Source organism: Nocardioides sp. B129/18 (assembly GCF_055282735.1).
The window spans coordinates 75,191-87,647 of sequence record NZ_JBUZJI010000017.1; the positions used below are offsets into that span (position 1 = coordinate 75,191).

At 75.4% G+C, this 12,457-nt stretch carries 17 protein-coding genes; 6 read left to right on the forward strand and 11 right to left on the reverse strand.

From position 1 onward, the window contains the following. Positions 1-24: 24 nt before the first annotated feature. The 7 genes from ACZDWJ_RS13050 to ACZDWJ_RS13080 are packed head-to-tail and all read right to left on the reverse strand — an operon-like array spanning position 25 to position 3,007. Complete coding sequence (locus ACZDWJ_RS13050; protein WP_463521396.1) at positions 25-657, reverse strand: Asp23/Gls24 family envelope stress response protein; 633 nt, start codon at positions 655-657, stop codon at positions 25-27. Further along, complete coding sequence (locus ACZDWJ_RS13055) at positions 654-1,193, reverse strand: hypothetical protein (RefSeq protein ID WP_463521397.1); 540 nt, start codon at positions 1,191-1,193, stop codon at positions 654-656. The genes ACZDWJ_RS13050 and ACZDWJ_RS13055 overlap by 4 nt, the downstream gene beginning before the upstream one ends. After that, on the reverse strand, positions 1,190-1,606 hold the full coding sequence (locus tag ACZDWJ_RS13060; RefSeq protein WP_463521398.1) for an Asp23/Gls24 family envelope stress response protein: 417 nt from the start codon (positions 1,604-1,606) through the stop codon (positions 1,190-1,192). The genes ACZDWJ_RS13055 and ACZDWJ_RS13060 overlap by 4 nt, the downstream gene beginning before the upstream one ends. After that, positions 1,599-1,775 carry a DUF2273 domain-containing protein gene (locus ACZDWJ_RS13065; protein WP_463521399.1) on the reverse strand — a complete coding sequence of 59 codons (177 nt, stop codon included), beginning with the start codon at positions 1,773-1,775 and terminating at the stop codon, positions 1,599-1,601. The genes ACZDWJ_RS13060 and ACZDWJ_RS13065 overlap by 8 nt, the downstream gene beginning before the upstream one ends. A gap of 50 nt (positions 1,776-1,825) precedes the next feature. Further along, entirely contained in the window at positions 1,826-2,182 is a 357-nt protein-coding gene (locus ACZDWJ_RS13070) for a hypothetical protein (protein WP_463521400.1), read from the reverse strand. Further along, a complete protein-coding gene (locus ACZDWJ_RS13075; protein WP_463521401.1) occupies positions 2,179-2,550 on the reverse strand; it encodes an Asp23/Gls24 family envelope stress response protein in 372 nt (123 codons plus the stop codon). Before ACZDWJ_RS13075 ends, ACZDWJ_RS13070 begins: the two co-directional genes overlap by 4 nt. A gap of 4 nt (positions 2,551-2,554) precedes the next feature. After that, complete coding sequence (locus ACZDWJ_RS13080; protein ID WP_463521402.1) at positions 2,555-3,007, reverse strand: Asp23/Gls24 family envelope stress response protein; 453 nt, start codon at positions 3,005-3,007, stop codon at positions 2,555-2,557. A 204-nt stretch (positions 3,008-3,211) separates the two neighbouring features. Here ACZDWJ_RS13080 and ACZDWJ_RS13085 point away from each other — a divergent pair, with 204 nt between their 5' ends. From ACZDWJ_RS13085 to ACZDWJ_RS13105, 5 genes are all read left to right on the forward strand, one after another. Next, positions 3,212-3,799 carry an RNA polymerase sigma factor gene (locus tag ACZDWJ_RS13085; RefSeq protein ID WP_463521403.1) on the forward strand — a complete coding sequence of 196 codons (588 nt, stop codon included), beginning with the start codon at positions 3,212-3,214 and terminating at the stop codon, positions 3,797-3,799. Continuing rightward, positions 3,790-4,323, forward strand: a complete 534-nt coding sequence (locus tag ACZDWJ_RS13090) for a hypothetical protein (protein WP_463521404.1) — start codon at positions 3,790-3,792, stop codon at positions 4,321-4,323. Before ACZDWJ_RS13085 ends, ACZDWJ_RS13090 begins: the two co-directional genes overlap by 10 nt. 147 nt (positions 4,324-4,470) lie before the next feature. Then, positions 4,471-5,463 carry a Rossmann-fold NAD(P)-binding domain-containing protein gene (locus ACZDWJ_RS13095; RefSeq protein WP_463521405.1) on the forward strand — a complete coding sequence of 331 codons (993 nt, stop codon included), beginning with the start codon at positions 4,471-4,473 and terminating at the stop codon, positions 5,461-5,463. Further along, a complete protein-coding gene (locus ACZDWJ_RS13100) occupies positions 5,460-6,941 on the forward strand; it encodes a carboxyl transferase domain-containing protein (RefSeq protein WP_463521406.1) in 1,482 nt (493 codons plus the stop codon). Before ACZDWJ_RS13095 ends, ACZDWJ_RS13100 begins: the two co-directional genes overlap by 4 nt. 39 nt (positions 6,942-6,980) lie before the next feature. After that, a complete protein-coding gene (locus ACZDWJ_RS13105) occupies positions 6,981-7,781 on the forward strand; it encodes an SDR family oxidoreductase (RefSeq protein ID WP_463521407.1) in 801 nt (266 codons plus the stop codon). 25 nt (positions 7,782-7,806) lie between these two features. On the opposite strand, the gene ACZDWJ_RS13110 is transcribed toward ACZDWJ_RS13105, so the two are convergent. The 3 genes from ACZDWJ_RS13110 to pdhA are packed head-to-tail and all read right to left on the reverse strand — an operon-like array spanning position 7,807 to position 11,454. Further along, a complete protein-coding gene (locus tag ACZDWJ_RS13110; RefSeq protein ID WP_463521408.1) occupies positions 7,807-9,303 on the reverse strand; it encodes a dihydrolipoamide acetyltransferase family protein in 1,497 nt (498 codons plus the stop codon). A gap of 13 nt (positions 9,304-9,316) precedes the next feature. Then, positions 9,317-10,294, reverse strand: coding sequence for an alpha-ketoacid dehydrogenase subunit beta (locus tag ACZDWJ_RS13115; RefSeq protein WP_463521409.1), 978 nt, complete (start codon positions 10,292-10,294; stop codon positions 9,317-9,319). Continuing rightward, positions 10,291-11,454, reverse strand: coding sequence for a pyruvate dehydrogenase (acetyl-transferring) E1 component subunit alpha (pdhA, locus tag ACZDWJ_RS13120; protein ID WP_463521410.1), 1,164 nt, complete (start codon positions 11,452-11,454; stop codon positions 10,291-10,293). Before pdhA ends, ACZDWJ_RS13115 begins: the two co-directional genes overlap by 4 nt. A gap of 183 nt (positions 11,455-11,637) precedes the next feature. Here pdhA and ACZDWJ_RS13125 point away from each other — a divergent pair, with 183 nt between their 5' ends. Continuing rightward, positions 11,638-12,084 carry an SRPBCC family protein gene (locus tag ACZDWJ_RS13125; protein WP_463521411.1) on the forward strand — a complete coding sequence of 149 codons (447 nt, stop codon included), beginning with the start codon at positions 11,638-11,640 and terminating at the stop codon, positions 12,082-12,084. 33 nt (positions 12,085-12,117) lie between these two features. Here ACZDWJ_RS13125 and ACZDWJ_RS13130 read toward each other — a convergent pair. Further along, on the reverse strand, positions 12,118-12,457 hold a 340-nt coding region (locus ACZDWJ_RS13130), incomplete at its 5' end, for a helix-turn-helix domain-containing protein (protein ID WP_463521412.1).

The window sequence follows — 12,457 nt, forward strand, 5'->3', positions numbered from 1 at the left end:
TGGGGCGTTCGGCCTGGCCCGAGATCAGGCCGACAGCGTCTCCGGGCGCACGCGCACGGAGTCCTGGGCCCGCGAGCGCGCGCGGCGCGAGGGCGGGCGGGGCGCGTCGACGACGACGCGCAGCGCGATGGTGCGCTCGCCGAACGCGGCGAGGACGTCCTGGCGCACGGCCTCGACGGCCGGGGCCAGCGTCTCGACGTCGGCGTCGGCGAGCAGGCGAGCGCGCACCTCGACGAGGTGGCGTCCGCCGGCCTGACGCACGACCGCCGAGGCGTCGTCGACCGGAGCGGCCGAGGCCACCTGCTCGGCGACGGCGCTCGCGAGCGAGGCGAGGTCGAGCTCGACGCGACCGCGCGCGGTCGAGGCGGGCAGCCGCAGCAGCCGGGAGCCGGTGCGGCGGCGCGGACGCAGCAGCCACACGAGCGCGAGCAGGCCGACGATCGTGCCGGCGACCACGAGCGTCCACGACCACCAGGAGGCGTCGAGGGTGCTCGCGGCGGTCTCCTTCGAGATCTCCGCCGGGACGGGGACCACGCCGAGGCGATCGGAGGTGCCGGCGTCGACCAGGAGCGCGCCGCCGGCCAGCAGCACGACGCCGATCAGCGTCAGGAGCAGGCGATCACCGCGGACGGTGGGGGTGCGGACGGCGCGGCTCATGCGGTGGCCTCCTCGAGGACGACGACGACCGGCATCGCGTCGAGCACGGCGACGGCGGCCCGGGCGTTCGCCTCGGCCTCCGTGCGCACCGACGCGGGGTCGTCGTGGTCGGGCATGACGGTGACGGGCACCCGGATGCGGCGGCGCCGCACGGTGGGGCGCCCGGTCTCCAGGACGCCGGCGGTGCGATCGGCGGCGGCGACCGCGATCGCCGCGAGGGCCCGCGGGGAGACCCAGACGGTGCCGTCGCCGACGGGCCGGTGGGTGGGCTTGGCGCGGCGCAGCGCCGAGGCGATCAGCGCGAGGCCGAGGATCGCCAGGGCGACGCCGATGCCCAGGAGCGTGGACGCGCCGAGGCGACGTCCGTCGAGGGCGTCGACGGCCTTCGGGATCAGCTCGGCGCCGCCGGTCCAGCCGAGGCCGACCGCGCCGTCGCGGACCGCCACGACGGCGGCGGCGAGCAGCACGACGGCGACCAGGAGGGCCGTGGTGACGGCCGGCGGACGACCGGCGGGGGCGGGGAAGGAGCGGCTCATCGCACGCGGCTCCCCTCGTCCTCGGAGAAGCGGGGGCGCACGGTGACGTCGACGACCGTGATCGGCACGCCGCCGAGCGCCGCGCCCTCGGCGAGCACGCGCTCACGGACGGCGGCGGCGAGGTCGGAGACGCGGGCCGGCCAGCGGCAGGCGACGTCGAGGCGCACACGGGCGCCGTGGCCCTGCACGAGCACCTCGGCGCTCGGGCTGCCGCTCGCGCCGCCCGGGAGCGGGCTGCGGGCCAGGAGGCCGCCGCGGTCGGAGACCACGCCGGGCACCTCGCGGGCCAGCTGCTCGATCAGGTGGGCGAGGGCGCGGGTGCGGACGTCGAGGTCGCCGCGCTCCTCCGGGGCCGGCAGCGGCGGGTCGACGTCGCTGGGGACGAGGGCGGTGTCGCTCAGGACGTCACTCACGACGGCCCCGCAGCAGGGCCGAGAGGTCGAGCTCGCCGTCGAGGTGACCGCCGACGGCGTAGCCGACGGCTCCCAGGAGCAGCCCCAGCAGCAGTCCGGTGAACCCGCCCGCGGCGATCGCGACGGCGAGCAGCAGGCCGGCCAGCAGGCCGACGGTGGAGGTGGTCATGATGTCTCCTCGATCAGATGGGTGCGGCGGCCCGGGCGGGCCGCCGTGGGTCAGAGCCGCGCGTAGCGGCGGGCGCCGGGCGTGCGCCGCGGCAGCCGCTCGCGCACGGCGTCGGCGGTCGCGCCGACGCGTCGGGCGAGGCGCCGCGCAGCACGGCGGGGCGCCGAGCGCTCGACCACCGTGACGGTGACGAGGGGCGCCCGGTCGGCCTGCGGCGGCTCCTCGGGGGCGTCCTCGACCAGCGAGACGACGACGGCGTCGGTGGAGCGCTGGGCCTCGAAGGCGGCCATCGCGCGGACGAACGCCTCGGCGTCGCCGCCGAGGTCGGGGTGGTGCAGCCGGGCCAGCGCGCGGCGTCGGGCGGCCCGCTCGCGGGCGGCCTGCAGCTCGACGATGTCGGCGGTCATCGGGGTCCCTCCTCAGGGGCGTCGGTCGTGCGGGATGCGGCGGAGCCGGGGCCGGCGACGTCCTCGACGACCACGTCGACGCGCAGGTCGGGCGCGTCCAGGGCCTCGCGCACGGCGGCGCGGACGGCGTCGGTGGCCGGCGCGATCGCGGCCCCCCAGGTCAGCACCACGTGCACCGCGGCGCCGTCCTCGCCCACCCGGACGCCGGCGATGCGGCGTCCGGGCAGGTAGGTGGCGATCTCGCCGAGCACCCCGCCGTGGAGGTCGTGCACCGCGTCGAGCGCGCACACGGCGGCCGCGACCCGCTCGGCGGGCTCGGCGGCGTCGGTGGGCTGCTCGGCGGCAGCGGCCTCGGACGGCGTGCTCATCGGATCACTCGACCCGCGAGACGGCGGGCTCGGCCTCGGCGTCGCCCTCGACCACGATGTCGTGGACGGTGATGTTGACCTCGGTGACCTCCAGGCCGGTCATCCGCTCGACCGAGCCGATGACGTTGCGGCGGATGCCGGTGGCGAGGTCGGCGATCGAGACGCCGTAGTCGGCGACGATGTCGAGGTCGATGGCGGCCTGACGCTCGCCCACCTCGACGGCCACGCCCTGCGAGAGGTTGGTGCGCGAGCCGGGGATGCGCTCGCGGAGGGCGCCGACGGCACGGGCGGCGCCACCTCCGAGGTCGTGCACGCCGTTGATCTCCCGCGTCGCGATGCCGGCGATCTTCGACACGACGGTGTCGGCGATCGAGGTGCGGCCCTGCTCCGAGACCAGCGCGCCGGATCCGGCGCGGGTGGCCACGTCGGTGGAACGGGAGGTGGTCTTCTCAGTCATGGTGTGCCTCTCTGTTTCGTCGTGGACGGCGCTTGGTCATCACACCCGTCCCGTTCGTCACGCACCGATGGGGTGAGACGGCTCACCGGACGCGGTGGTGCGCAGCCCGCGGGCGCCGTGATCACGAGCCTTCCCCGGGCCGTCGCCGTCGAGGCCTCACCTTCGGGTGGTCGGGATCGGGCGCGACGGGGAAGGGTCGTCCTCGTGGAGCAGGAGTGGGAGCCGCCGGGTGACGTCGTCGCCCTCGTCGACGCCTCCGACGCCGCCCTCGTGCGCGCCGCGCGCCTGGGCGACCAGGACGCGTTCGGCGTCATCGTCGACCGCTTCGGCCCCGGCATGTACCAATACGCGCTGCGGCTGGTAGCCGGTCACGAGGCCGACGCCGCGGAGGTCGTCCAGGAGGCCCTGATCTCGGCGTGGCGGAGCCTGGACTCCTTCGAGGGACGCTCGGCCCTGCGCACCTGGCTCTTCAGCCTGGTCCACCGCCGGGCCGCCGACCTGACCCGCAAGCGTCGGCCCACCCCGATCGACGACGACCTGATCTCGCGCGTCGCGCGCCCCGCCACCGACAACCCGCTGCAGTCGGCGCTGGACTCCGAGCTGCTGGAGGCCCTCCAGCAGGCCCTGGACGAACTACCGTGGCACCAGCGGGCCGTGTGGCTGCTGCGGGAGACCGAGGGCATGTCCTACGACGAGATCGCCGCGACCCTCTCGCTGCCGGTGGGCAGCGTGCGCGGACATCTGCACCGAGGACGACGCACACTCGCGGAGAGGATGGCCCGATGGCGCTGACGACCCCCGACGACGACGCCGCACCGACCACCGGCACCGACGCCGGAGCCGGCGACGGCCTGCTCGATCGCGCCGCGGCCCTGGTGCGCCAGGCCCGCGAGGAGCCACCGGCGGCCTGGCCGCCGGTGGCCGAGGGCATCCGCGAGCGCGTCCGGCTCCTCGTGATCCCCGCCGAGCCGGTGGTCCTCCACGGCTCCGACGGCGAGGCCCTCGACGCCGCCGGCTCGCGCACGATCGTCTCCAGCCGCGTGCTCGTCGCCGCCCTGCGCCGGGCCCTGCGCGGGAACGCCTCCGCCGTGCCCGAGCGGATCCGCCTCGACGTCGACGACGAGCAGCTCCTCGGTCTGCGCATCGAGCTCGTCGTCGCCTACGGCTCCGACATCTCCGACGTCGCCGCCCGCGTGCGCGCCGTCGTCGCCTCCGCCCTCGCCGACCTCCTCGGCGACGGCCTCGACCTCGGCCGCTCCCTCGACGTCGAGCTGGACGTCGTCGACGTCGTCGACGGGGACCCCCGGCTGGCGTGACGGGCCGGGGCAGCTTCCCCGGACATCCGGGGAAGCTGGACGTTGTCAGGGGAAGCCACCCCTGACGACGTCCAGTTCTCCCTGACCTGATCGGCCCTCGGCAGAACGACCTTGCCCCGACGACGCCCGTCGGCTGAGGTGGACGACATGCGGATCGTGGTGCTCGGCGGCTCGGTGTTCCTCTCGCGCGCGATCGCGGCCCGGGCCGTGGACGCCGGCCACGACGTCGTGTGCGTCAACCGCTCGGGCGGGCGCCCCCACGGCGCCGGCCACGTGCGCTGGGACCGCGTCGACGGACCGCCGCCGGCCGGTGGCGCCCTGGACGACGTCGACGCGGTGGTCGACGTCGCCCGTCAGCCGGGCTGGGTGCGCGACGCGGTGGCGCGCTGGCCGCACGCCCACCACCTGTTCGTCTCCACGATCAACGTCTACGACCACGACGCGCCCGGGGTGGGAACGGGCGGATGCCCGGGGCGCACACCGCTGGTGACGGCGCTGCACGACGACGTCGACCTCGCCGTGCAGCCCGAGGCGTACGGGCCGATGAAGGTCGGGTGCGAGGTCGCAGTCGCGCGGGCCGCGCGGTCGACCGTCGTGCGTCCGGGCCTGATCGTCGGCCCAGGCGATCCGACGGGCCGCTTCACCTACTGGCCCGAGCGGCTGACACGCGACGAGGGCCCGGTGCTCGTCTCCGACCGAGCGGCGCGGGTGCAGGTGCTCGACGTCCGCGACCTCGCCGCCTGGTGCGTCGCGCTGCTCGAGCAGGGCCGCACGGGGGTGCTCGACGCCGTCGGACCGGCGACGCCGCTGGGCGTCCTGCTCGACGACGTCGCCCGCGGCGTGGGAGCGACCCCCACCTGGCGCGAGGTCGACGACGAGGCCCTCGCCGCGGCGGGCGTCGCGCCGTGGATGGGCCCGCGGTCGCTGCCGCTGTGGCTGCCGCGGCCGGACTTCGAGGCGATGATGACCCAGGACCACGACGCTCCGACCGTGGCCGGACTGGCCGTCCGGCCGGTCGCCGAGACCGCGGCGGACACCCTGGCCTGGGTCCGCACCGAGCGGGACGCCGGCCGCGAGGTGTCCACGACCGGGCTCACCGCGGCCGAGGAGGGCGAGATCCTCTCTACGCTCCACCCATGACCCGCCCCGGCGCCCGCGACCTCATCGCCCTCGTGCTCGACGACGGCTCGTGGTCGTCGTGGGACGCCGCCCCGGTCTACGGCGAGATCAGCGACGCCTACGCCGCCGACCTCGCCGCCGCCCGCGAGCGCAGCGGCGAGGACGAGTCGGTGCTCACCGGCGAGGGACGCCTGCGCGGACGCCGCGTGGCGGTGCTGGTCGGCGAGTTCTCCTTCCTCGCCGGCTCGATCGGACGCGCGACCGCCGACCGGCTCGTCGCCGCGATCGAGCGCGCGACCGCCGAGGGACTCCCCCTCGTCGCCGCCCCGGTCAGCGGCGGCACCCGGATGCAGGAGGGCTCGCCCGCCTTCGTGCAGATGGTGCGCATCTCCCAGGCCGTCATGGCGCACCGCCAGGCGGGCCTGCCGTACCTCGTCTACCTGCGCCACCCCACCACCGGCGGCGTCATGGCCAGCTGGGGCTCGCTGGGGCACGTGACGGTGGCCGAGCCGGGCGCACTCGTCGGCTTCCTGGGCCCACGGGTCTACGCGGCGCTCTACGGCGAGCAGTTCCCCGAGGACGTCCAGACCGCGGAGAACCTCTACGCCCGCGGCATCATCGACGCCGTCGTGGCCCCCGAGGACATCGCCGAGATCCTGCACCGCGCCCTCGAGGTGATCCGCCCCGACCACGCGGCGGTGGCCGCGGTCGCGGCCGTCACTCCGGCCGATCCCGAGCCGCGCGCCGACGTCGACGCCTGGGACGCCGTCACCCGCTCCCGCGACCGGCGACGCCCCGGCGTGCGGGGCCTGCTGCGCCACGCGGCCACCGACGTCGTCCCGCTCAACGGCACCGGCCAGGGCGAGACCGAGCCCGGGCTGCTCATCGCGCTCGTGCGCTTCGGCGCCGTCCCCTGCGTGCTGCTCGGCCAGGACCGCCGCGGACAGGACGAGCTGCATCCCCTGGGCCCGGGCGCGCTCCGTGAGGCCCGACGCGGCATGCGGCTGGCCTCCGAGCTGCGCCTCCCGCTGCTCACCGTCATCGACACCCGCGGGGCCGCCCTCTCGGTGAACGCCGAGAACGGCGGGCTCGCCGGCGAGATCGCCCGCTGCCTGGCCGACCTGGTCACCCTCGACGCCCCGACGCTGTCCCTCATGCTCGGCGAGGGCAACGGCGGCGGCGCCCTCGCGCTGCTGCCGGCCGACCGCGTCGTCGCCGCCCAGCACGCCTGGCTCTCGCCGCTGCCGCCCGAGGGCGCGAGCGCGATCGTCCACCGCGACATCGAGCACGCCCCCGAGATGGCGCGGGCCCAGCGGGTGCGCGCGCAGGACCTGCGGGCGCTGGGCATCGTCGACCGGATCGTCGCCGAGCACCCCGACGCCGCCGAGGAGCCGGTCGACTTCTGCCGCCGCCTGGGCGGGGTGCTGGCCCACGAGCTGGCCGGCCTGCTCGAGCAGGGTCCCGGGACGCCGGCGCAGCGGGCCGCGCGCTACGCCTGACGCCGCAGCGCCGAAAGTAGAACGCGTTACAGTTCGCGGGTGACCCGCACCTACGTCGTCTCCGGGGCCGCCTCCGGCATCGGCGCCGCCACCACCGCCCTGCTGCGCGAGGCCGGCCACCGCGTCCTCACCGTCGACCTGCACGACGCCGACGTCACCGGCGACCTCGCCACGCGCGAGGGGCGTGCGGCGGTGATCGACGGCGTCCGCGCCCTGCTCGATCCCGCCACCGGACTGCACGGCGTCGTGCCCTGCGCAGGCGTGGCCGGCATGACCGGCACCGACCCGCGGCTCGTGGTCTCGGTGAACTACTTCGGCGCCGTCGCCCTCGTCGAGGGCCTGCGCGACCTGCTCGCCGTGCCGGGCGACGCGGCGGTGGTGCTGCTGGCGTCGAACTCCATCACCGGCATGCCCGGCTGGCACCTGGCCACCGCCGAGCAGTGCCTGGCCGGCGACGAGCAGGCCGCCCGGGACGTCGCGGCCGGGACCGAGGCCGTCATGGTCTACCCCTCGACCAAGGCCGCACTGGCCTGGTGGGCGCGCCGCGAGGGCATCACCGAGTCGTGGATCGGCGCCGGCATCCGGCTCAACGCCGTCGCGCCCGGCAAGATCGCCACCCCGATGACGCAGGCCCTCGCCGAGGACCCGGTGTTCGGGCCGCTCGGCGAGGCCTACCCCACGGCCATCGGTCGGGACGGCCGTCCGGAGGAGATCGCCGCGCTCATCGGCTTCCTGCTCTCCCCCGCCGCGTCCCTCCTCGTCGGCACCACCGTCTACGCCGACGGCGGGACGGACGCGATGCTGCATCCCCGCTCGCCTGCGGGCTGGGATCCGCGCTGACCGCGGACCCGGCCCCGCACCGCCCTCAGAACAGCAGGGCGGTGGCGGGGTCGGAGAGGATGCCGGCGACGTCGGAGAGGTAGCGCGAGCCGGCCTCGCCGTCGATGTGGCGGTGGTCGAAGGACAGCGCGAGCGTCGTGACGTGACGCACGACGATCTCGTCGTCGACGACCCACGGCTGCTTGCGGATGGCGCCGAAGCAGAGGATCGCGGACTCGCCGGGGTTGATGATCGGCGTGCCGGCGTCGACGCCGAAGACCCCCACGTTGGTGATCGTGAAGGTGCCGCCGGCCATCTCCGCGGGCTGGGTGCGGCCCTGGCGCGCGGTGTCGGTGAGTCCACCGAGCGCCGCCGCGAGCTCGACGAGCGAGAGCGCGTCGGCGTCCTTGATGTTCGGGACGACGAGCCCGCGCGGGGTGGCCGCGGCGATGCCGAGGTTGACCCCGCCGTGGATGACGACCTCGCCGGCCGCCTCGTCCCAGGTGGAGTTGATGATCGGCGTGCGGCGCATCGCCAGCAGCGCGGCCCGGGCCAGCACCAGCAGCGGCGAGACCTTGAGGTCGCGCAGCTCTCGGCGCGCCCGCAGGCGCTCGACCAGCTCGACGGTGGCGGTGGCGTCGACGGTGATCCACTCGGTGACGTGCGGGGCGGTGAACGCCGAGCCGACCATCGCCTGGGCCATCGCCTTGCGCACGCCCTTGATCGGCTCGCGGGTCTCCCGCGCGCCGCGCATCGGGGCGACGCCGGGCCGGCCGAGGTCGGCGTACCGCTCGGGCATCCCGGTGGCCGCGGGCGCAGCGGCGGGTGCGGCGGGAGTGGACGCGGCGGCCTCGACGTCGGAGCGCGAGACGGTGCCGTGCGGTCCGGTGGCGATCAGCGAGGCGAGGTCGACCCCGAGGTCCTTGGCCAGCTTGCGCACCGGCGGCTTGGCCAGCACCCGCAGCGCGGCCGGCGAGACCGGAGCAGCGGCGGGAGCGCCGGACGGGGCAGCGGCAGGCGCAGAGGTGACGGGCTCGGGCGTCGGCTCCTCGGCCTCCACCAGCGGCGAGGCGGCGCCGGGCATGAACGCCGCCTGGGTCTGGACGTGGGCGGCCGCGGCGCCGGAGGCGACCCGGCGCGGACGACGCGTGACGCCGCCCTCGGCCTTCATCCGGCCCACCAGCGACTCGCCCTCGCCGCCGCCGGTGGCGGCGGGATTGGACAGGTCGATCTCCGCCGGCGCCACCGGAGCGGCCGGGGCAGCGGCGGCCGGCGCGGCCGGGGCCGCGGCGGGGACGGGCGCGCTCGCGGGCTCGCCGATCGCGATGATCGGCGTGCCGACGGGCACGGTCTCGCCCTCGGGCACCAGCAGGGCCGTGACCTCGCCGGCGTACGGCGAGGGCAGCTCCACCAGGGACTTCGCGGTCTCGATCTCGACGACGACGTCGTTGATGGCGATGACGTCGCCGACCTTGACCTTCCAGGAGACGATCTCGGCCTCGGTGAGGCCCTCGCCGACGTCGGGCAGCTTGTACTCGGGCATGGGTCGGCCTCCTTCAGAACGCCAGCGAGCGGTCGACGGCGTCGAGCAGCCGGTCGAGGTCGGGCAGGAAGTGCTCCTCGTTCTTCGAGGCGGGGTAGGGGGTGTCGAACCCGCCGACCCGCAGCACCGGGGCCTCGAGGGAGTAGAAGCACTCCTCGGTGATCCGCGCGGAGAGCTCCGCGCCGAGGCCGAGGTTGACGTGCGCCTCGTGCAGGACGACGGCGCGGCCGGTGCGGCGCACCGACTCGTGCACCGGGCCCATGTCGAGCGGGCTGAGGGTGCGCAGGTCGATGACCTCCATCGAGCGACCCTCGCCGGCCAGCGCCTCGGCGGCGCGCAGCGCGGTGCGCACCGTCGGCCCGTAGGCCAGCACGGTGACGTCGGAGCCGCGGCGCACGACCTGGGAGGAGAACAGCGGCGGCGGGGTGGCCGACTCGTCGAGCTCGGCCTTGTCGGCGTGGTACTGCCGCTTGGGCTCGAGGAAGATCACCGGGTCGTCGCAGGCGATGGCCTGCTGGATCATCCAGTAGCCGTCGACCGGGTTGGAGCAGGCGACGACCTTGAGGCCCGGGGTGTGCGCGAACTGCGCCTCCGGCGACTCGCTGTGGTGCTCGACCGCGCCGATGCCGCCGCCGAAGGGGATGCGGATGACCATCGGCATCGGGGAGCGGCCGCGGCTGCGGTAGCGCATCTTCGCCACCTGGCAGACGATCTGGTCGTAGGCGGGGTAGACGAAGCCGTCGAACTGAATCTCGACGACCGGCCGGTAGCCGCGCAGCGCCAGGCCCACGGCGGTGCCGACGATGCCGGACTCCGCGAGCGGGGAGTCGATGACGCGGTCCTCGCCGAAGTCCTTCTGGAGACCGTCGGTGATGCGGAAGACGCCGCCGAGCTTGCCGACGTCCTCGCCCATGAGCAGGACCTTGGGGTCGTCCTCCATGGCCTTGCGCAGGCCGGCGTTGAGGCCCTTGGCCAGGGTGATGCGGGTCATCGGAGCGCTCCCTCGGTCTCGAAGCCCTCGAGGTAGGCGCGGTAGCCGTCGCGCTGGACGGCGAGCTCCTCGGGGACCTCGGCGTACACCTCGTCGAAGATGGCCATCGGGTCGGGGTCGGGCATCGCCTTGCACCCCTCGCGCAGGCGCTCGCCGAGGTCGTCGGCCTCGCCCTGGACGGAGTCGAAGAAGGCGGCGTCGGCCAGGCCGTTGCGCTTGAGGTAGGCCTCGACCCGGGCGATGGGGTCCTTCAGCTTCCAGCTCTCGACGTCGGTGGAGAGGCGGTAGCGGGTGGGGTCGTCGGTGGTGGTGTGCGCGCCCATGCGGTAGGTGTACGCCTCGACGAACGTGGGGCCCTGGCCCTCGCGGGCGCGCTGCAGCGCGGCGCGGGTGACGGCGTAGGTGGCCAGCACGTCGTTGCCGTCGACGCGGATGCCCGGGAAGCCGAAGCCCAGCGCCCGCTGGTGGAGCGGGATGCGGGTCTGGCGCTCGATCGGCTCGGAGATGGCCCACTGGTTGTTCTGGCAGAAGAACACGACCGGGGCGTTGTAGGAGGCGGCGAAGATGAAGGCCTCGTTGACGTCGCCCTGGGACGACGCGCCGTCGCCGAAGTGGGCGACGACGGCGGAGTCGCGCTCGATGTCGCCGGTGCCGACGACGCCGTCGCGCTGCATGCCCATGGCGTAGCCGGTGGCGTGCAGGGCCTGGGCGCCGATGACGATCGTGTAGAGCCCGAAGTTGTGCTCGGCGGGGTCCCAGGCGCCGTGGTCGACGCCGCGGAAGAGGCCGAGGAGCTTGAGGGGGTCGACCCCGCGGCACCAGGCGACGCCGTGCTCGCGGTAGGTCGGGAAGACGTAGTCCTGCGGACGCAGCGCGCGACCGCAGCCGATCTGCGCGGCCTCCTGGCCGAGCAGCTGGGCCCAGATGCCGAGCTCGCCGTGCCGCTGGAGGGCGGTGGACTCGGTGTCGATGCGCCGGGTGAGCACCATGTCGCGGTAGAAGCCGCGCAGCTCCTCGGCGCTGAAGTCGAGGTCGAACTCGGGGTGGTGCACGCGCTCTCCCTCGGGGGTGAGCAGCTGCACGAGCTCGGGGCCGCCGTCGCTCTGCGAGGGGCCGAACACCTCGACGAGGTCGGGCCCGAAGGTCGGATCTGGGGTCATGGTCGCTCCAAGGTCTCGGTCCGCCCGCGGGGTCGCCGCCGGGGACGCCGTCGCCCCGGCCGCAGACGCAGGGGTGGCGCGCCTGTGACCCGGGACACAGTCTGCGATCACGGTACCGCTCCCCGTCCCGCAGGCCCACTCGGGTCCTCCCGGCCTGTGGAGCCACGCCCTACGCTGACGAGCATGAGCGCCGTCGTCACCGCCTCCACCGTCATCGCGGCACCCCCCGCCACCGTGTTCGCGATCCTCGCCGACCCCCGTCAGCACGCACGGATCGACGGCTCGGGCACCGTCCTGGGCGTCGCCCAGGGCCCCGACCGCCTCGAGCTCGGCTCGACGTTCGCCATGAAGATGAAGATGGGCGCGAAGTACCAGACGCCCAACACCGTCGTCGAGCTCGAGCCCGACCGCCTCATCGCCTGGAAGCACTTCGCCCCGCACCGCTGGCGCTACGAGCTCGCCCCCGAGGGCGACGGCACCTCGACCCGGGTCACCGAGACCTGGGACATCTCGCGGTACCCGATCGGCGCCCGCCAGGTGCTCCGCGGGCTGTTCGCCACGAAGACCCAGGCCGGCATCGAGCAGACCCTCGTCCTGCTCAAGCAGGCCGCGGAGGCCGACGCCCGCTGACCCAGCCGACCCAGCCGGTCCAGCCGGCCCGGGTCACGGCGAGAGCAGCCCCTGGCGTCGCGCGATCGCGGCCGCCTCGGTGCGCCCGGCGGCGCCGAGCTTGCCGAGGATGTTCGACACGTGCACCGAGACGGTCTTGGTGCTGATGAACAGCTGACGCCCGATCTCGCCGTTGCTGCGGCCCTGCGCCACGAGACCGAGGATCTCCCGCTCCCGCTGAGTCAGCGCGACGGGGGCGCCGGAGCCGCCCTCCGCCGGTGCCCCGGCCAGCTCGTCGCAGGCCGCCAGCAGCCGCGCCGCCCCGAGCCGCTCGGCGACGGGCCGCGCCTGCGCCGCCAGGACGCGCGCCTCGGCGTGGTCGCCGCCCGCGGCC

Excerpts from the sequence above, each read along its gene's own strand:
- ACZDWJ_RS13090 (WP_463521404.1), top strand. The coding sequence starts at position 3,790 with ATGGCGCTGACGACCCCCGACGACGACGCCGCACCGACCACCGGCACC.
- pdhA (WP_463521410.1), bottom strand. The coding sequence starts at position 11,454 with ATGACCCCAGATCCGACCTTCGGGCCCGACCTCGTCGAGGTGTTCGGC.
- ACZDWJ_RS13050 (WP_463521396.1), bottom strand. The coding sequence starts at position 657 with ATGAGCCGCGCCGTCCGCACCCCCACCGTCCGCGGTGATCGCCTGCTC.
- ACZDWJ_RS13125 (WP_463521411.1), top strand. The coding sequence starts at position 11,638 with ATGAGCGCCGTCGTCACCGCCTCCACCGTCATCGCGGCACCCCCCGCC.
- ACZDWJ_RS13095 (WP_463521405.1), top strand. The coding sequence starts at position 4,471 with ATGCGGATCGTGGTGCTCGGCGGCTCGGTGTTCCTCTCGCGCGCGATC.
- ACZDWJ_RS13055 (WP_463521397.1), bottom strand. The coding sequence starts at position 1,193 with ATGAGCCGCTCCTTCCCCGCCCCCGCCGGTCGTCCGCCGGCCGTCACC.
- ACZDWJ_RS13080 (WP_463521402.1), bottom strand. The coding sequence starts at position 3,007 with ATGACTGAGAAGACCACCTCCCGTTCCACCGACGTGGCCACCCGCGCC.
- ACZDWJ_RS13110 (WP_463521408.1), bottom strand. The coding sequence starts at position 9,303 with ATGCCCGAGTACAAGCTGCCCGACGTCGGCGAGGGCCTCACCGAGGCC.
- ACZDWJ_RS13065 (WP_463521399.1), bottom strand. The coding sequence starts at position 1,775 with ATGACCACCTCCACCGTCGGCCTGCTGGCCGGCCTGCTGCTCGCCGTC.
- ACZDWJ_RS13115 (WP_463521409.1), bottom strand. The coding sequence starts at position 10,294 with ATGACCCGCATCACCCTGGCCAAGGGCCTCAACGCCGGCCTGCGCAAG.
- ACZDWJ_RS13075 (WP_463521401.1), bottom strand. The coding sequence starts at position 2,550 with ATGAGCACGCCGTCCGAGGCCGCTGCCGCCGAGCAGCCCACCGACGCC.
- ACZDWJ_RS13070 (WP_463521400.1), bottom strand. The coding sequence starts at position 2,182 with ATGACCGCCGACATCGTCGAGCTGCAGGCCGCCCGCGAGCGGGCCGCC.
- ACZDWJ_RS13100 (WP_463521406.1), top strand. The coding sequence starts at position 5,460 with ATGACCCGCCCCGGCGCCCGCGACCTCATCGCCCTCGTGCTCGACGAC.